Annotated in this window: 11 protein-coding genes and 1 pseudogene; 5 read left to right on the top strand and 7 right to left on the bottom strand. The window is 67.5% G+C overall.

All coding sequences use genetic code 11. The annotated features are described in order from the left end of the window. The 3 genes and pseudogenes from U9979_RS21480 to U9979_RS21470 all read left to right on the top strand — a co-directional run. A pseudogene (locus tag U9979_RS21480) lies at positions 1-638 on the top strand (hypothetical protein); the annotation flags it as partial. A gap of 78 nt (positions 639-716) precedes the next feature. Continuing rightward, complete coding sequence (locus tag U9979_RS21475; RefSeq protein WP_322780769.1) at positions 717-3359, top strand: hypothetical protein; 2643 nt, start codon at positions 717-719, stop codon at positions 3357-3359. A gap of 162 nt (positions 3360-3521) precedes the next feature. Then, entirely contained in the window at positions 3522-4922 is a 1401-nt protein-coding gene (locus tag U9979_RS21470; RefSeq protein ID WP_322780768.1) for an ABC transporter substrate-binding protein, read from the top strand. 199 nt (positions 4923-5121) lie between these two features. Here the strand turns inward: U9979_RS21470 and U9979_RS21465 are convergent, their stop codons facing one another. Genes U9979_RS21465 through U9979_RS21450 form a run of 4 tightly spaced genes read right to left on the bottom strand, consistent with a single transcriptional unit; the run spans position 5122 to position 10393 of the window. Further along, positions 5122-5718: a GTP-binding protein gene (locus U9979_RS21465; RefSeq protein WP_322747203.1), complete on the bottom strand. Its 597-nt coding sequence runs from the start codon at positions 5716-5718 to the stop codon at positions 5122-5124. Next, positions 5699-6058 carry a DUF742 domain-containing protein gene (locus tag U9979_RS21460; protein WP_322747204.1) on the bottom strand — a complete coding sequence of 120 codons (360 nt, stop codon included), beginning with the start codon at positions 6056-6058 and terminating at the stop codon, positions 5699-5701. Before U9979_RS21460 ends, U9979_RS21465 begins: the two co-directional genes overlap by 20 nt. Positions 6059-6083: 25 nt before the next feature. Further along, positions 6084-6506 carry a roadblock/LC7 domain-containing protein gene (locus tag U9979_RS21455; protein ID WP_255720431.1) on the bottom strand — a complete coding sequence of 141 codons (423 nt, stop codon included), beginning with the start codon at positions 6504-6506 and terminating at the stop codon, positions 6084-6086. Then, positions 6503-10393, bottom strand: coding sequence for a nitrate- and nitrite sensing domain-containing protein (locus tag U9979_RS21450; protein WP_322780767.1), 3891 nt, complete (start codon positions 10391-10393; stop codon positions 6503-6505). Before U9979_RS21450 ends, U9979_RS21455 begins: the two co-directional genes overlap by 4 nt. 548 nt (positions 10394-10941) lie before the next feature. Between U9979_RS21450 and guaA the strand changes: the two genes are divergently transcribed. Next, on the top strand, positions 10942-12483 hold the full coding sequence (gene guaA, locus U9979_RS21445; protein WP_416210437.1) for a glutamine-hydrolyzing GMP synthase: 1542 nt from the start codon (positions 10942-10944) through the stop codon (positions 12481-12483). 61 nt (positions 12484-12544) lie between these two features. Here guaA and U9979_RS21440 read toward each other — a convergent pair whose 3' ends face one another. After that, entirely contained in the window at positions 12545-13651 is a 1107-nt protein-coding gene (locus U9979_RS21440; RefSeq protein WP_322780766.1) for a threonine/serine dehydratase, read from the bottom strand. A 399-nt stretch (positions 13652-14050) separates the two neighbouring features. Between U9979_RS21440 and pcrA the strand changes: the two genes are divergently transcribed. Beyond that, positions 14051-16483: a DNA helicase PcrA gene (gene pcrA, locus U9979_RS21435; protein ID WP_322780765.1), complete on the top strand. Its 2433-nt coding sequence runs from the start codon at positions 14051-14053 to the stop codon at positions 16481-16483. Between the two features lie 42 nt (positions 16484-16525). Here the strand turns inward: pcrA and U9979_RS21430 are convergent, their stop codons facing one another. Continuing rightward, the gene (locus U9979_RS21430; protein WP_322747209.1) at positions 16526-17278 is read right to left on the bottom strand and encodes a M23 family metallopeptidase; all 753 of its coding nucleotides are present in this window, start codon (positions 17276-17278) and stop codon (positions 16526-16528) included. A 323-nt stretch (positions 17279-17601) separates the two neighbouring features. Then, a partial coding sequence (locus U9979_RS21425) for an esterase/lipase family protein (protein WP_322780764.1) occupies positions 17602-18503 on the bottom strand: 902 nt, incomplete at its 5' end.

Below are 18503 nucleotides of genomic sequence, written 5' to 3'. Positions count from 1 at the left end.
AACCGAGCGGCCAGGAGATGGCATGGAGTCCGGTCCGGTTCGGTCTGGATGATCATGCGGTGGCGGCCCCCGGATGGGAGCCTGCAGAACGCGATCGCGACGAACACCCCGCTGCTGACGGTGTTGGGGATGTCGGCGCCCGAAGCCGCATCCCGCCTGCCGGCACGCGTGCTCAGGGGCGTCGGCGACGTTCCTCGGCGCGGGCCCGACCAACCCGGTTCAACCCGCCGAGCGGCGAGGCCGACGGGAACGCCGGCAGGTTACCGCCGGGTGTGACATCGCTGCCGCGTCCCGCACTCCTCACTGGAGCGGCGGTTCTGGCGCTTCTGCTCGGGCTGGGTGGGTGGCTCGTTTTTGGGCGGGATGGCACGAACACCGCGATCAGGGTACCTGTCAAGGTTACAGCGAGCCCCTCGGTGGGATCGCCCCGGCGGTACTCCGAGCCGGTGCGTGTGGCCTATCTGGATGAGTGCGTCCAGGTCAGCGGGGGACTGCGGACATACTGCACGTGCACGTTGGAGAAGCTGGAAGCCACCTACCCGGAGGATCGGTATCTCGCCTTCAACAACAATGTTAATTCCGCCGACTCGACCAGGGTCGTTCGTGAGATCGCAGACCAGTGTGCGAGTGCCGGATGATGAAGGCTGGTGTATGCTGAGTCCATCCGTTTTTTCGCGTTTCATGGGCAAATACGCCCTTAACCTGGGGGGCAGGACATGCCCACCGACGACTTCGGGCGCTGGTTGAGCGACGATGGCGCGTGGGTTTGGGACGGTGTTGCCAAGACGTGGCGTCCGCGGACGACGGCCGGTGATCCCGGCGATACGGGTGGGTCCGTGACCGGGCCACCCGAGCGAACTGAGGCCCCAGCGCGGCGTACGGACGACTTTTTCGCGGTGGAGCGGGTCGGCGAGGCTGACGACCGGTCCTACCAGCAGCCTGACGGGGCGTCAGCCTGGGAGCTCACCGGTTCGACGGACCGACAATCGGCCCGGGAGCACGGCGGGCGGTCCGACTCGGATTCGTTCATGCGACCGGCCCAGGCCCAGGCACCGGCACCGGTCGACCCGTTCGATGTCTCCTCCACCCATGATCGACCAGCGTTCGCCACGTACCCAGCCGTTGAGGACTCGCCGACTCCAGATAATCACATTCCGTGGACGGGTGGCTCGCGGACCCCGGTCGATCCCGGGCGAGGCGCGCCCAGCGGGCACCGGAATGGGCGCTGGGACCTGTCGGTGGGTAACGTTGACAACGGGCGATCCGAGCGCGGCGACGATCCTTCCTCGCAGTCCTCGCCTGCGGGTCCGAGCGCTGGCTGGGAGCCCGATACAGGTCAGCGTCAGCCTGGAACCCCCCGCGGCTTCGGGCCCGGCCGTTCCGATGGTGTCGGCGTCGCCGATGCCGGTCGTAACCGGCTGCCGGCCGACAGCCGGCCGACGCCCTTCCCCGTCGGTGGTCAGGGCGCATTCAGTCCACCGGCACACCGGTCGCCGGAAAGCACCACCGGCGTGCTCGCCGATCGGCTGGCCGGCGACCCGACGACCGGGTCGCAGACGCCCCGAGGGTTCGGGGGCCCCGCCGGCTTTCCTGCGGGGCGTGGATCCGGTGGGTACGGGGCTGGCGGCTCCGGAGGTCCGCCGACAGGCGGGGCCGTTGGTGGCGTGAACGGTTCCGCCGGTGATCATCAGGCGAACGGCTACGGCGCGTCGAACGGCTACGGCGGCTCGAACGGCCATAGCGCGTCGAACAGCTATAGCGGCTCGACCGATTATGGCGCGTCGAACAGTCAGAGCCCTTCGCAGGGCACGAACGGTTATGGGCTTGCCAGCCGCCATCCTTCGGGCTACCTGGGATCCACCCGCGGTGGTTCCGATGGCCGCGATGCCCCCGCGGGGGTGGGTCCGGCCGCCGACACCGGCGGTGCGAATCGGGTTGAAAGCCGGGTAGTAGGATATTCCGGCTATCCGCCCACCCGGCAGGTTCCCCGTCGTACCGGCCCGGACGAGCGCGTCTACGCCCCGCCGGGCGGGCCCTCGCCGGCCGCCGGCGGCCGGCGGGATGCCGGCGGCCGTGCCGCGATCCTCCCGCCGGCTCACTGGAGTCCTGCCGCACCGGGCGTTGATCCGCTTACGCCGTCGCGGACAGCGCTGGGCCCGGCGCCCACGCCTGCCGCGACCGCGCCGCCGTTGACCGCGCCGCCGTTGACCGCGCCGCCGTTGACCGCGCCGCCGTTGACCGCGCCGCCGTTGACCGCGCCGCCGCGGGCTCTGCCCTCGTCAGCGTCCCACGCGATTGGAACACCTGAGCTGGACCGGGACGGTCCTTCCGGGCGGGTTCCGGGCGAGGCGGGCTTCGCCAGCGCGCCGCGCCCTTCGCCCGGTGTTTCCGCATGGGACGACGACCTGCTGTCCCACGTTGCGCCACCGGCCGCGCTTTCGTCCCGACCGTCGGCGGAGGCGGCGATGACCGAGGCCCTAAGGGTGGAGCCAGCGCCGGAAAGTGACGAGGACGACGGGGGTTGGAAACCATCCACCACGGTCCGCAAGAAGGTGGATCGTGGCGGCGCGGCGCCACCTCGAGTATCCCCCGGACGGGCGTCGTCGACCGGCGCGACCTCAGGCATGGCACGAACGGGGGCGAAGGAGAGCCGCCGGGCGTCGAGCGGTCGGGCGGCGGTCGGCACGAAGCGCGGCGCCAGCCGTCTTAACCACCGGCCCGGCGCGACCGGTCGGACCGGCTTCGATGCTGATCAGATTGACGACGTCGACTATGATCTTGATGCGGATTTCGAGGCCGACGGTGACGAGGAGAACGATCACGGCGACTATCCGTCGGGGTTCTTCGCGCGCTATCGACACGGCTGGGTGGGCCCGCTGATCGTCGCGGTCGTGGTGTCACTCATCGCGATCGGCGCCTACGTCATGTTGATCGGCGGGAATGGTCATTCAGATACGGCGCCGACGTCGGGGACGGCCACCTCGCGGCCTGGGGGGTCGCTGACGCCGACGACGAGTAATCCGGATGCCGCGGCGGGCCAGGCGCTGATCGACGGCGCCTACCGCTGCTACCAGGCGGACAGCGCGGACCTCAAGCCGCTGACCGCGGTCGCCGACAAGCTTGTGGTTCCGATGGGGCGAGGGGCGTACATCTGGAACGCCCAGCAGGGTACCTACACGATCACCCGCAACAGCCTGAGTACCGACACCCAGATCTTTGCCGACGTTCAGTTCACCGGCGGTCCGCTCAAGGACGTCAAGGCCCTGTTTTTCGATCGCGTGCGACAGGGCGACGCAGGCAAGGACGTGGGTGCCCTCACATTCGAGGACGGGACGAACCGGTGGTGCGCGATCAACTAGAGCCTGTCAAGGGGGCGCTCTTACCTGGCCGGGCCGTGCAACGGACCATCGGGTGACAATGCACGATGTATGGAACAAAAACACCCCTTTGGATCTCCCGTGGGTGGGTTGACCGGGACCCAGTGCCCAGGTTTCAACCCGGGTGCGGCAGGATCAGGTCCCATGCTCGGATCTGACCGTGTGACCGGCGCTGACCCGGTACGACCTGGCAGCCTTTCGGACTCTGGCGGCTACGCCACGACCCGCCCGCGTCGGGTGGCCGCGGCCCGGCCGGATGGTTGGGGCGGTGGTTCGCTCGACCGCCGGAAGTTGCTGGGTCTGGCTGGAATGACGGCTGCCGCACTACCGCTGGCCGCATGCGGCGGCGGCGGCGCATCGACTGCGCAGAGGTCCGTCCGCATCGGCTATGTGAGCCCGCAAACCGGGGCGCTGGCCGCGTTCGGTGTCGCAGACAGGTATGTCACCGATTCGATGCGCACCTTCTACCGGCGTGGATTGACCATCGGTACTCGGACCTACCCGGTCGACATCTTTTTCCGGGACAGCCAGTCTGACGAGACCAGGGCGGCTCAGGCGGCCAGTGACTTGATTTTCATCGACGGCGTGGACGTCGTCCTGGTCGGGTCGACGCTGGACACCGTCAACCCGGTTGCGGACCAGTGCGAAGCGAACGAGGTACCGTGCATCTCCACGGCGGCTCCGTGGCAGTCGTGGTTCTTCGGGCGCGGTGGTGACCCGGCAAAGCCGTTCAAGTGGACCTATCACTTCTTCTGGGGCCTGGAGGATGTGATCAAGGTGTACCTGGGGATGTGGGCGCAGGTCGGAACCAGTAAGAAGGTCGGCGCACTGTGGCCGGACGACCCTGACGGCAGGGCGTTCGCGGGAGCCTTTCCGCAAGCTATTTCCGCGCGTGGTTACTCGCTGGTCGCCCAACCCCCCATACCGGCCGGTACAACGGATTTCTCCGCCATCGTGGCCCAGTTCAAGACCAAGGGAGTGGAGATCCTCACCGGCGTGATGTCGGCGTCGGACTTTGCCTTGTTCTGGCGCGAGGCCGCGAAGCAGGACTTCAAACCGAAGATTATTACGGTGGCGAAGGCGTTGCTGTTCCCGGCGTCAGTCCTGGATCTCGGAACGAATGCGAACAACCTCGGCACCGAGGTCTGGTGGTCGCCCGCTCACCGTTTCCGCAGCTCGTTGACGGGAGCGACCCCCCAGGTACTCGCGGACGACTTCACCGCGAAGACCGGCAAACCGTGGCTGCAGACCCTTGGCTTCGTCCACGGGCTCTACGAGGTCGCCACCGAGGCGCTCGTTCAGGCCGGCTCCCTCGGTGATCGGGCGGGGCTTGCGGCCGCCATCGGGAAGCTGCACATGAACACGATCGTAGGGCCGATTGCCTTCGGCAGCTTGGTGAACATCCCCAAGAATGTCTCGAAGACACCTCTGGTCGGCGGTCAGTGGCGCCAGGAGCAGGACAAGGGTTACAAGCTTGTCATCGTCGGTGAAGACTCGAACAGTGACATGGTGTCGGGGTCGGACAGGGTGCAGCAGTACAGCTGACCGGGCGGGCGCCGTCCGGCCGTCGGTTTGACTGACCGTCTGCCTGATTACCGCTCCGTGCCGTCCGGCCAGCCTTTCCCACGGCCATGCGGCACAGGGTCGGCACCTTTTTGACGGCACCCACCCGTGGCGTCCCCGGGTCGAAGGCGACTCGACCAGTATTGCCTCGTGTCGCCTTCGACCGGACGCGAACCCGGGTTCAGGTCCGCGCCACCGCTCGGGACATGGTGTGCTCGACCACCGAGATCAGGGCGCTTTTCGTCGAGTCACGGTTCCGCGCGTCGCAGGTGATGATCGGTACGGCCTGGTTGATCTGCAGGGCTTCCCGGACATCGTCCATGGAATGCCGCAGGATGCCGTCGAAGCAGTTCACGCCGACGACGAAAGGCAGCTGTCGCTGTTCGAAGTAGTCAACGGCGGCGAAACAGTCGGCGAGCCGCCGCGTGTCGGCCAGCACGATGGCGCCGATCGCGCCGCGGACGATGTCGTCCCACATGAACCAGAAACGGTACTGTCCCGGCGTACCGAACAGATACAGGATCAGGTCATCATCCAGGGAGACCCGTCCGAAGTCCATGGCGACCGTGGTGGTCGTCTTGTCGGTCAGATGGGTCAGGTCGTCGACGTGCGCCCCGGCTTCGGTCATCACAGCCTCGGTGCGCAGGGGCACAATCTCCGATACCGAACCCACGAAGGTCGTCTTGCCGGCACCGAAACCGCCGGCAACAACAATCTTGACTGATGTCGTGGCGACGGACGAGTTGACCCGTCGGCGGTCAGAGTTTTCGAAGGCCACTGAGAACCCTTTCGAGCAGCGCGAGATCTGGCGCCTCGTCGCGGTCCGGTTGCTGGTGTACCCGGACGTAACCTTCGTCCGCCATGTCGCCTACCAACACCCTTGCGACGCCGAGGGGAACCCGCAGGCCGGCGGCGATCTCTGCGATCGATCGCACCTGCCGGCACATGGCGGCAATTGTCTGTTGCTCTAGGGCAAGGTCAAGTGCCCGATCTTCACCGAGAGTCGTCGTGAAGACAAGTGCCTCGATGGCAAGTTCGTACCGTGAGCGCGTCCGACCACCGGTCATCGCATACGGGCGGACAACCGGTCCGGGGGCATTCTCGGGATCGATGCTCACCCTGACCCCCTGTGCTCCCGCCGGTTCACCGCGGAAGGATCCCCTGCAGCTCGGCCCTTAGCGCCGGCGTCAGAACGTCCATGGCCCGGGTTACCAGCAGTGCCATCTCATACCCCACAAGTCCGATGTCGCACGATGGTGCCGCAAGGACCGCCATGCTCGCTCCGTCGCTGATAGCCATGATGAACAGAAAGCCGTGCTCCATTTCGACGACCGTCTGCGTCACGTTGCCCGCTTCGAAGACGCGAGCGGCACCCTGGGTCAGGCTCACCAGACCCGAGGCGACGGCTGCCAACTGGTCCGCACGGTCGCGCGGGAATCCGTCCGATACGGCCAGGAGCAGACCATCCGCGGAGACCACCACTGTATGCGCGACACCGGGTACTCTCTCAACAAAGTTATTGATCAACCAGTTGAGGTTCTGTGCGTCTGAGCTCATGGGCGTCACATGTCCTCCTGGGTGTCCCGACGATGGGTGGGGGCGGCGTCGTTGATGACGTCGCGCCCTTGCCGAACACCTTGGTAGAAGCTGGCAAGCCGGCCACCGACTGCTTCGGGAGACCGGATGGGTGCCTCCGGTGGGCGACGTCGTGGTCCGGGTTCGGCGCTGCCCGGTACGAGGTTGGTCATCGGGACCCGCAACGGCAGACCAGCGCGAGTCGTCCCGCCGGGAGTGGGTTGGCGGGTCGCCTCGGCAGCCTGCCAACCGGCGTCACCAGCGGAGGACCATGACATTGCGTCCGCGCTGGCGGAGGCCGTCGTGGCATTGCCGGTACTGACACCGGCACCGGCAGCCACCGGGCTCGACATCGGTCCTGGCGAGTAGGCCGGGGGACCAGCCCTACCGGCACCCGCGCGCGCCGGTAGGTCAGGGGCCGGTATGTCCTGGCCGCTGGCCGGTGCCGGAATGTGGCCCGGGGGCGGGAAGGACGACGCCGGAGCGGGACGTGTGCTGTCGCCGCCGGCAATCGTGGCACCGCGTCCGCCGGGACGGCCCGATGACTCCGGCGGGCGTGAGTCACCACGCTGGATTGCGGGACCACGGTGGATCGTCGGCCCTGGCCGGCGCAGCGGGGACTGCGGCGCGGCACGCCGGGTCGGGAGCGGCGGTGCGGGGGAGCGTCGTTGGAACCAGGCCGAGACCGAGTCGAAGATCGGAGTTGTGTCGGCGTCGTCCGCCTCCCGATCCTGCTCCTGTTCCTGCTCCTCTGACTCGTTCATCCAGACGTTGGACGGATCGTCCAACGGGTCGTGACTCCGGCCTGGGCCGAGATCGTCAGACGGATCGCTGTTCACGGGCAGGGCACCGTGCGAGCGATCGGTGCCGTATGCATCGGATGCCGAGGCAGTCCGGTCGAAAATGGGCTCGGGACCCGTCGTCGGGGTGGCCCATGCAGTGTCCGGGACGGCGCGAGCCCCGAGTCCCGACGTCTCGAGGTCGGGACTCATGCCGATCGGTCCGGTGTTGAACGGCTCGACCTCGATCGGGCCGGTTCCGATCGGGCCGGTGTTGAACGGTCCACTGTTGAACGGTTCGAGCCCGATCGGGCCGGTGTTGAACGGTTCGAGCCCGATCGGGCCGGTGTTGAACGGTTCGAGCCCGATCGGGCCGGTACCGCCGGGGCCGGTGCTTGTTGGTCCGGTATCGGACGGGCTCGGCCATCGTGGCGTGCCCGGCCCGCGGGGGATCTCATAGTTGTTGCTGGCCGGTCCGGCCGCGAATGGGGAGTCGACGCCCGGCCGGTTGCCGGTGGTGACATCGTGCGGACCAGTACCGCCGAACCGGCCGCCCGGCTCCAGTTCCGCAGGCCCGAAGCTGCCGGGCCTGGCGGCGAACCTGTCGCCTCCCTGCGGCCTGAACGCGCCGTCGGTCGGTGCGCCGTCGGTCCCGGTACGGCGTCCCCAGCTCTGGTCGCCGCGGGCTGTGTTCATGTTCGGCGTCGCCGAGGGCGGAACGGAGGTGAATCCCGGTGGCGCCTCGGCAGGTCCCGGGCCGCTGCCGTGCAACGGGCCGCTGCCGTGCAACGGGCCGCTGCCGTTCAAGGGGCCGCTGCCGTTCAAGGGGGCGTGCCCGTTGAAGTGCGAACCACCGTTGGAGAATGCGCCACCGTTGGACGGCGTGGTCCCGTTCGTCATGGAGCTGCCGTTGGTGCTGGAGTTACCGGCCGCCATTGCGTTGTCGTTGGCTATGGCGGCGGGAAAGCCGCTGTCGAGTGCCGGTCGGTTGCCAGCCGATGTACGGCCGCCGCCGACGCTGGCTGTGGGCCGCGCAGGGGCGGTTGACGACGCGTCACCGGCGACAACCTTGGCTGGTAGCCGTACCACGGCGGTTATGCCGCCGGACGTCGATTCCCGCAGCTGGACCCGAATGCCATGTCGGGTGGCCAGCCGACCTACCGCGAACAGACCCATCGTCCGGGATACGGACACGTCGACGACCGGTGGATTGGCCAAGCGGTCGTTGATGCGTTCGAGATCCTTGGCCGGCATGCCGATGCCGCGGTCCTCGATTTCGATCATTGCTCCCGCGCCGGGGCCGAGCGAGTGGCTGGTGACCAGCACCTCTGTGGCCGGTGGCGAGAACGAGGTCGCGTTTTCCAGCAGCTCGGCGATGAGGTGCACGACGTCGCTCACCGCGTGTCCGGCGATCGAGACTGGAGCCGCAGCCGACTGCTTCACCCTCGTGTACTGCTCGACCTCGGAGATGGCGGCGAGGACGACCTCGTTGAGCGGGACGGGGTGGGTCCATCGGCGGGCGGTGTCGGTGCCGGCGAGGACCAGCAGGCTTTCGTTGTTCCGGCGCATACGGGTGGCGAGGTGGTCGAGCTTGAACAGGTTGGACAACTGGTCGGGGTCCTGCTCCCGGTTCTCCAGATCGTCGATCAGCCGCAGCTGCCGTTCGACCAGACCCTGGCTTCGTCGGGACAGGTTGACGAACATCGCGTTGACGTTGTTCCGCAGAACCGCCTGTTCGGAGGCGAGACGAATGGCTTCCCGGTGTACCTCGTCGAACGCACGGGCGACTTCACCGATTTCCTCCTCGGTGTCGATACCGACCGGCTGGATGTCGGGGTCGATGTCCTGTTCGGTGGAGTCGCGCAGGCGGCGGACGGCCTCAGGTAGGCGGTGTCCCGCGATGTCGAGGGCAGCCGCACGCAATCCGAGCAGCGGACGCACCAGGGAGCGGGCCACGACCATTGCCGCGAGGAGTGCGGTGGCCAAGATGAGAACGATGAGCAGGCCGGACACCAGCGCCTTGCGCTGAATAGTCGAACGAAGTGTTTGGCCTCGGTTGTCGGTGTCGTTGAGGAGCGAGGTGGTGACTTTGCGGTTGAGGTCCATCGTCTGCTGGGTTGACCGCAGCCATTTTTGGGCGTCCATATCGGGGGTTTGCCCGATTCGTCCCGTAAGGACTGTCTGCGCGTCATCGCTGGCCTGGGACACGTCCTGACCGGCGACGGTTGTGCGGTACAGGTCGCTTTGCGGGCGGGTGGCCGTGCCCTCGAAGCGAGAAATCTGGCTCTCTCGCTCGGTGCCGAACCCGACGAACGTGCGATAGTCGCTGCTGTCGAACTGCTGTTTCTGTAGAACGCCGTAGATCAGCGCCTGTTGGGCAGCCAGGAGCTCTCCGGAGCGCACAATCGCGTCGGTGGCTACCACGTCCGCGAGCAGCGACCCGTCGTCCTGACCCTGTGGAATGAGTGCGACCAGGTTGACAAGACTGTTGATCATGGCCGTATAGGCCACCTCGACGGAGTTTGGCGAGGCGATGGTCAGCGCTGTCGCGCGCACATTCTCTCGTCGGGAAAGCCGGTTGGCTGCTGATGCGATTGCCGCCCGGGTCTGGTCGCTGAAGGCGTTCTGGCGTCCCCTGGTGGCGTCATCGTAGTCTCTGGCCGCCTGGTCGACCCGTGTCTGTGCCGCTTTGACCGCATCGAGGGAACGCTGTTGTCCCGAGCTCGCGACATATCCGACCGTGTAGGTACGTTCCCGCTCCAACTCGAACACGAGGGTGGTGGCGCCGCGAGCGATCTGGATCATGTCCCGGACCCGGTTGATCTCCCGCGTGCTGCTAAGGACGGTATTGGCACCCAGGGAGGCGTTGACCAGGATGGCGATCATTGGGACGGCGAGAATCGCGATCAGTTTGGTCCGGACCCGCCAGTTCGACGGAGTGGCAAGGTTCGCCGCTATCCGCCGTAGGCCGCCGGGTCCCGGCAGCGCAATGGCGGCCGCGTCGACGCGATGCCCGCCACCGTCGGCGGGTTCCTCCGGCGTCACCTGGGATGCCGTGGGCGCGTCGACGCCCTTGCTGGCTATCGGTTGTCTGCGCACGTACCTTCGCAACCTCTCCGCCAGCCTCCCGGAACACGTCGTACCAGGATGGCTCGGTATCGGGTCCGGATGTCCCTCGACTGGCACCTTAGCGGTACGGACAGGCGGCCCGAAAGACGCCTACCCTAGGTTAGCCGCCCAAAGAAGATCCGATCATGGTTCTTTCGGCGCCGCCGGAGACCGGGGAACTGTTGTCCAGTTCCGACTCGATGCGGCCGACGCCCTTCTCGCCGAACCTATGGGTGGCCGGGCGGACACGGCTTGATGGCACTGATGAATGCCGGGATCGTGACGATCGCTCAGGCTACTCGGACGATGGTTCCCCGTCGTCGCGGTACCACAGTTGTGTCACAGTCCGTGGTACGCTTGTGACACCTGCGGCTACCCTGGGCGGTGTCCCGTGCCGCCGGCCGTGGGAAAAGAGCCATGATCGCCCGGCTTTCGGTCTGCCGGCTTCGTAGGCTGGCGCCGTGAACACCGCAGCCCCGCAGCCCGCCGGACGTTCGACCGGTACCGATTCGGGATCCCATTCCGTCCACGACCGGGTTCTGGTCGTGGACTTCGGTGCCCAGTATGCTCAGCTCATCGCCAGGCGGGTCCGCGAGTGCCACGTGTATTCGGAGATCGTGCGGTGGGACCTTCCGGTCGAAGAGATCGTTGCCCGGCGTCCCGCCGCGGTCATTCTGTCGGGCGGGCCGAAGTCGGTGTACTCCCCGGGTGCCCTGGAGGTGGATCCGGCCCTGTTTCGTGCCGGCATCCCCGTGCTGGGCATCTGCTACGGCCATCAGGTGATGGCGCATGCGCTGGCTGGGACCGTCGCGCGCACGGGTACGGCGGAGTACGGCGCGACCCGGCTCGCGGTCGCGGCACCGGGCGTCCTGTTCGCGGATCTGCCGGTTGCCCAGCAGGTGTGGATGTCCCACGGTGACTCGGTGACGGCTGCGCCGCCGGGTTTCGTGGTGACCGCGGCCACCCGGTCGACCCCGGTCGCGGCTTTCGAGAACACCGAGCGGCGGCTGTTCGGCGTCCAGTTTCACCCGGAGGTCGTGCATACCGACTGGGGCCTGGACATCCTGCGGCACTTCCTGTTCGCCGGTGCCGGGTGCCGACCGAACTGGACCATGCTCAACATCGCGGACGAGGCGGTGGCGGCGGTGCGCGCCCAGGTCGGTGCTGCCCGGGCGATCTGCGGACTGTCCGGCGGGGTGGATTCGGCGGTGGCGGCGGCCGTCGTGCACCGGGCGGTAGGTGATCAGTTGACCTGCGTGTTCGTCGATCACGGGTTGTTGCGGGCGGGCGAGGCTGAACAGGTGGAGACCGACTTCGTCGCCTCGACCGGGGTCGAGCTGGTCCATGTGAAGGCAGCCGACCGGTTTGCCGCCGCGCTTGCCGGTGTCACCGACCCCGAACGCAAGCGCAAGATCATTGGTCGGGAGTTCATCCGGGTCTTCGAGGGCGCGGCCCGCGAGCTTGAGGCGCGGGCCGAGATCGAGGGAGCTCAGATCGAGTTTCTCGTACAGGGGACCTTGTACCCGGATGTCATCGAGTCCGGCTCACCGACCGCAGCGAAGATCAAGTCGCACCACAATGTGGGTGGGCTTCCCGACGATCTGCGCTTCAACCTCGTGGAGCCGTTGCGCATGCTGTTCAAGGATGAGGTCCGTCGGCTCGGCGAGGAGCTCGGGCTGCCCGAAGAAATCGTCTGGCGACAGCCCTTCCCCGGGCCGGGCCTTGCTGTCCGGATCATCGGTGAGGTCACCCTGGAGCGCTTGGAGGCGCTGCGGGCCGCGGATGCGATCGTGCGCGCGGAGATCCATCGTGCCGGGCTGGACCGTGAGATCTGGCAGGTGTTCGCGGTGCTGCTGGCTGATGTCCGCTCGGTGGGGGTGCAGGGGGACGAGCGCACCTACGGGCACCCGGTGGTCCTGCGTGCGGTCACCAGCGAGGACGCGATGACCGCCGACTGGGCTCGGTTGCCCTACGAACTGCTCGAACGCATCTCCAACCGGGTGGTCAACGAGGTCGCCCAGGTGAACCGGGTGGTGTACGACATCACCTCGAAGCCTCCCGGCACCATCGAGTGGGAGTAGCGCGCCGAGCGCGCCGAGCGCGGTGTGTCCGGGTTCAGCCGGTTCAGCCGGTGCGGCTCGTTCAGGCTGCGGGCGTCTGCAGGGACTCGGCCGCCAGAGTCCGCACGCGGGTGGCGGTCACCTGGTCGATGTTTCCACCAGAGAGGACCACCGCGGTCGGGCCCTGCGCGAGGCCCGGATGACGCAGCAGCGCCGCAACCCCGGCGGCGCCGGCGGGCTCGACCAGTTGGCCATCGGCACGGGCAAGCAGCACCATCGCCTCCCAGAACGCCTCCTCGTCCACCGTGACCATGTCATCCACCAGATTCGAGGCGAGAGCCAGGGTCAGCGTGCCCGGACTCTTCACAGCCATGCCGTCCGCGACTGTCGTCGCCGCTACCCGCAGCCGCTGCCCGCAGCGCCAGGAGCGGGCGAATGCCGGAGCGCCCGCCGCCTGGACACCGATCACCCGCACATCGGCCCGGCGCCGGCGCAGTGCCGTGGCGATGCCCGCGATCAGCCCGCCGCCGCCGACGCTGACCAGAACCGTACGCAGCCCGGGTAGCTGCTCGATCAGCTCGAGCCCGATCGTGCCCTGACCGGCGATTACCAACGGGTCGTCGAAGGGGTGTACGAGCAGGCCACCGAGTTCGTGCGCAGCCGCCTCCGCGGCAAGCAGAGCGGCGTCGACGCCACCGGAAACGAGCTCGACGCGAGCGCCGAATCGCCGGGTTCGCGCAATCTTGGTCGTATTCGCCTCCGCCGGAACGAAGATTGTCGCGGGGACATCAAAGCGGGCCGCCGCGTAGGCCACGCCCTGGGCGTGGTTCCCAGCGCTGGCCGCGACCACGCCACGGGCGCGCACGTCAGGGTCGGCAAGGGCGATCCGGGTGAAGGCGCCACGCACCTTGAACGAGGCGGTGCGCTGTTCGTTCTCGCACTTGAACCAGACCGGCATGCCGGTCAGCCGGGACAGGTGCGTACCGCGCACTACCCGGGTGCGTCGGGCGACCCCGGCCAGGACCGCCGCGGCCCGGTCGACATCGATGTCGGCGGGATCGACGCGGGCCCGGTCGACGGCCGACCAGCCGGCGTGCTGGTCGGCTACGGGCGGGCCGGGTCTTGACGGGGCGTCGGTATCGGCATCGTCGGTGGTGGTCGGGGCCTGGGTGACGGCTGGTCGGCTCATCGCTGCTCTCCCGATGGCTCGGCGGCCACCTTCCGCAGTGGCCGCGGCAACAAAAAAGCCCCCCGCCGGAACGGCAGGAGGGCAAGGCGCGCGGACCCGGAGTGCTGGATTCGTCAGACGGGCTCGCACGCCTCAAAAATGATCATAAGATGCTGCGCCACCTTCCTAGGATGCTCGCGCATGCCGATGGTCGTCAAACCGACCATCCGTGATCGTCCTGATCCCGGCGGCCGGCCACCTGCTCGCGCGGTTGATCGATTCCGGTATCGTCCGGGCGTCGGATCGGACCGGACGCCGATCCGCACTACGCCCTGTCGTGAGGCCGGCCGGCGCCTCGTAGGGTGTTGAGTGTGCATCGTTGCCAGAACTGTCGGACGTCGAACGTATGATCGATTCACTATGAGTACCCTATTCGGTGGTCCGTACGCCGACTTCGACCATGCTGGTTCCAATGCTGGTTCCGATGCTGGTTCGGATGCCGGCGCCGATGTCGGCTTTGACCCGGGTGGGCCGGGGGGTCGCCCGGCCGCGCACCTCGATCCCGATCTTCTGCTGGAGGGCCTGAACCCGCAGCAGCGGGCCGCGGTCGTCCATGCCGGTTCGCCGTTGCTCGTGGTGGCGGGCGCGGGGTCGGGCAAGACGCGGGTGCTCACGAACCGGATCGCCTACCTGCTGGCCGCACGCGGGGTCCGCGCCGGTGAGATTCTTGCGATCACGTTCACCAACAAGGCCGCGAACGAGATGAAGGAGCGGGTCACCGCCCTGGTCGGCGCTCGGACGCGGGCGATGTGGGTCAGTACCTTTCATTCGGCCTGCGTGCGCATTCTGCGGTCGGAAGCAACGCGTCTCGGGTTCACCAGCAGCTTCTCGATCTATGATGCGGCGGATGCGCAGCGGTTGATGGCGTTGGTCGCCCGCGACCTGGACCTCGATCCCAAGAGGTATCCGCCCCGCGCGCTCGCCGCCGGGATCAGCAATCTCAAGAACGAGCTGGTCGACTGGGAGACCGCCCGGGACAGGGCGGCCAATCATCTTGAGCGGGCCACCGCCGAGGCCTACGGCAGCTACCAGCGCCGGCTTGCCGAGGCGAACGCGTTCGACTTCGACGATTTGATCATGGCCGTCGTGAACCTGCTGCAGGCTTTCCCGGACGTCGCCGAGCACTACCGGCGCCGGTTCCGGCACGTCCTCATAGACGAGTACCAGGACACCAACCATGCTCAGTACGTGCTCGTGCGGGAGCTGGTCGGGCGCGCGTCCCCCCGGACCGTGGACGGCGAGCTGGTCCGTCCGGACGCCGACGATCATGGTGTGGAGCCGGCCGAGTTGTGCGTGGTGGGTGACGCCGATCAGTCGATCTACGCTTTCCGGGGCGCGAGCATCCGCAACATCGTCGAGTTCGAGCAGGACTACCCCGAGGCGACCGTGGTCCTGCTGGAGCAGAATTACCGCTCCACGCAGACGATCCTGTCGGCGGCCAACGCGGTGATCGCCCGTAACGGGCAGCGGAAGCCCAAACGGCTGTGGTCGGACGCCGGCGACGGCGAGAAGATCGTCGGTTACGTCTCGGACAGTGAGCATGACGAGGCCGCGTTCGTAGCCGCCGAGGTTGATCGGCTCACCGACGCGGCAACAGCCAGGCCGGGTGACGTCGCCGTCTTCTACCGCACCAACGCCCAGAGCCGTGTCTTTGAAGAACTGTTCATGCGGGTCGGGCTGCCCTACCGGGTGGTCGGTGGGGTGCGTTTCTACGAACGGCGGGAGGTCCGGGATCTCCTCGCCTATCTGCGGGTGGTGGCCAATCCGGCGGACACGGTGAACCTGCGACGCATCATCAACGTACCCAAGCGGGGCATCGGTGACCGCGCCGAGACAACGCTGGCCACCTTTGCCGAACAGCAGCGGATTCCGTTCGCCGACGCCCTGAGCCGGGCGGCGGAGGTCCCAGGCCTGACCGCCCGCTCCGCAACCGCGGTCGGTGGTTTCGTGGATCTTCTTTCCGAGCTTCGGGCGGTCGTGGCTGCCGGTCCGGTCGCGGTGCTGGAGGCGGCCCTGGAACGAACCGGGTACCTCGCCGAACTGACTACTCAGGACACCATCGAGGCTGAGGGCCGGGTGGAGAACCTCCAGGAACTCCTCAGCGTGGCCCGGGAGTTCACCGAACGCTTCCCGCAGGGTTCGCTCGCCGACTTTCTTGCGCAGGTCTCCCTGGTGGCCGATGTCGACCAGATACCCGATCCGGCGGAAGGCGGAACCGGGGCCGTCACGTTGATGACCCTGCACAGCGCCAAGGGACTGGAGTTCCCGGTGGTGTTCCTGACCGGGTTGGAGGACGGGATGTTCCCGCACATCCGCACGCTGGGCAACCCGACCGAGCTGGAGGAGGAACGTCGCCTCGCCTATGTCGGCATCACCCGAGCCCGGGCGATGCTGTATCTGACGCGGGCGCACGTTCGCAGCGCCTGGGGCCAGCCGGCGTACAACCCGCCGTCGCGTTTTCTCGACGAGGTGCCGACGGAGCTGGTCAACTGGCAGGGCAGCACCCGGCCGCCGTCGCCGGTGGCCGCGCCGCGGGCGTCGATGTGGGGCTCGGCATCCGCCGGGTCGTCGACGGCGAAGGCCGGTGGCCTGCCCGGACGCCGTCCGGCGCCGGTTCCACGCCCGATGCCCGATCTTGCCACGGGTGACCGGGTCAACCATGACACGTTTGGCATGGGTCAGGTCGTCGCGATGGCGGGGTCCGGTGACAATCTCGAGGCAAGCATCGACTTCGGAGACGGAACGGGGACCAAGCGGCTGCTCCTGCGCTACGCCCCTGTTGAAAAGCTCTGAGGGTCGGCGGTGGCCATCATGGGCGTCGCTGGAATCTGTCGCTCAATAGGTCACGCCGTGTTCGGCGAGCCAGGCCAGCGGATCGATCTTGATGCCGTCCTGTCCATTGAGCCGGACCTCGAAGTGCAGGTGTGGGCCGGTGGAGTGGCCGGTTGAACCTTCCAGGCCGATCTGCTGGCCGGTGGTGACGACCTGGCCGACCCGAACGTCGATGCGTGACAGGTGGCCGTAGCAGGTTACGATCTTGTTCTCGTGCAGGATCTGTACGAAGTTGCCGTAGCCGGACTCCCATCCCGCATAGATGACTGTGCCACCATGGGCGGCGACAATCCGGGTGCCAAGGGCGGCGCCGAGATCAATTCCTGGGTGGCCGTTGGCGCCGCCGAACCGCTGGGTGAGGTAGGCCTCGATAGGGCGCACCCAACCCAGCGTCTCGTCCTGTTTGCGCGTGGTCTGCTCGGCGGCATTTCGCCGTTGCACGAGCAGGATGGACAACTGGGCCAGCGCCTCGTCGCGGTCGACTCGGTCCGTCTCCGCCCGGCGTTGCATGGCTGCGCCGTCGCTGTCAACCTGGCCTACGAGGGTCGGGTCGCTCAGGTCGTCGGTCCCGGTCGGGCCGGCGGCCGACCCCGCAGAAACCGTCCCGGCGATCCCGAGCTGGGCGACGGCTGGCGGTTCGGAGTGCGCGATGCCGGTTGTGTTGACCATGGCGATGCCCAGGGTGGACACGACGGCCGAGGCAACGCCGGTGCGGCGTAGCTGCGCCAGTGACGCCGCCCGCCGGCCGAGGCTCAACGGGATCCCACGCCTTGCAGGCGTGCCGTGGCCGCGGTGCCGTGCGGAGCCGTGGGCAGGGGGTTGCGACAACCCGGACTCACGCTCCTGTTGGTCGACAAGGCTCCTGCCGCGGCACCACGCGGCAGGAGGGGGGATCCCGCAAACCGATTACGACGCTACACCGGCCAAACCGGACTTTGCCGCCACCCCCGACCAGGCAGGCGTCGCAGTGGTAGGTGTAATGTAGGTCTTTTTCATCGCAGTCGTGGGCGTCGCAATTCGATCATGTCGGATGGGTTCTGGCCCCGATCCCTGATCCACGCCCCGGTTGCCGGGCGCTCTTACAGCGCTTCGGTCCGTGCCGCCGCCTCGGGAAGATTCCTTTTTTGGCTGTCCTGGCCGGCGGTGGGATGTTCCGCGGCATCGTCGAGATGGGCCAGCATGGTCGCAATCTGATGGACGACGTCGAGGTTGAACGGGAGCGAATGATGGCCGACGCCGGGAAGGCGAACATTGCGGACGCTGAGGTCCGGATGGTGAAGAAGGGCTGACTCGGTCGGGCGGATCACCGTGTCCAGATCGCCGGAAAACGCCAGGAAACGCGTTTGGCAACCCGGAGCTGGTTCGGCCAGTTCCCGGATCACATCCGAATCGGGGCGTAGCTGACGCAGCAGGGTGTACGGCACCATCGGGGGGACCACCCGAGCAAGACGGGTGCCTTCGTGCGGAGTTCCCAGCGTCACGAGCGTGTGGACGCGTATGTCGCCGCCCAGTTTCTGGACGTAGTAGCGTGCAACGAGGCCGCCGAGTGAGTGGGCGACGATGTGTATGCGCCCACACCCGGTCTGTTCGCACATTGTTTCGACTATCGTGGCAAGCCGGCTGGCCGCTGTCGGTATGTCCGAGGTGAACAGAGGCAGGTTCACCGTTGCGACGTGTCCGAAGCCGCGTCGGCGCAGCGATCGGTGTAGCCGGGTGAAGATGGACCTGTTGTCGATCAGGCCGTGTACCAGCAGGATCGGCGTGCTCGCAGCCTCGATGTCGCCGACGAGAAGGCCGCGGCGCAGCGGTGAGAGCCCTTCGAGGGTGTAGCGGTCGGCGGGTTCACGCAGTTTTTCCGAGAGGACCCCGACCGGATAGAAGGCGACATGGGTTGCCAGCCAGGCGGCTTCCACGACCATCCCGCGAACCGTGGCGGGCACGTCGAGCAGCCCACGCGTCACTTTCGAGCCGTGGCGGGCCG

It is taken from the genome of Protofrankia sp. Cas4 (genome assembly GCF_963555915.1).
Taxonomy (GTDB): domain Bacteria; phylum Actinomycetota; class Actinomycetes; order Frankiales; family Frankiaceae; genus Protofrankia.
This window is presented reverse-complemented; position numbering and strand designations above follow the sequence as displayed.

What these genes read in the sequence shown, in the direction of transcription:
- U9979_RS21475 (WP_322780769.1), top strand. Translation starts at nt 717, where the DNA reads ATGCCCACCGACGACTTCGGGCGCTGGTTGAGCGACGATGGCGCGTGG.
- U9979_RS21470 (WP_322780768.1), top strand. Translation starts at nt 3,522, where the DNA reads ATGCTCGGATCTGACCGTGTGACCGGCGCTGACCCGGTACGACCTGGC.
- U9979_RS21440 (WP_322780766.1), bottom strand. Translation starts at nt 13,651, where the DNA reads ATGAGCCGACCAGCCGTCACCCAGGCCCCGACCACCACCGACGATGCC.
- pcrA (WP_322780765.1), top strand. Translation starts at nt 14,051, where the DNA reads ATGAGTACCCTATTCGGTGGTCCGTACGCCGACTTCGACCATGCTGGT.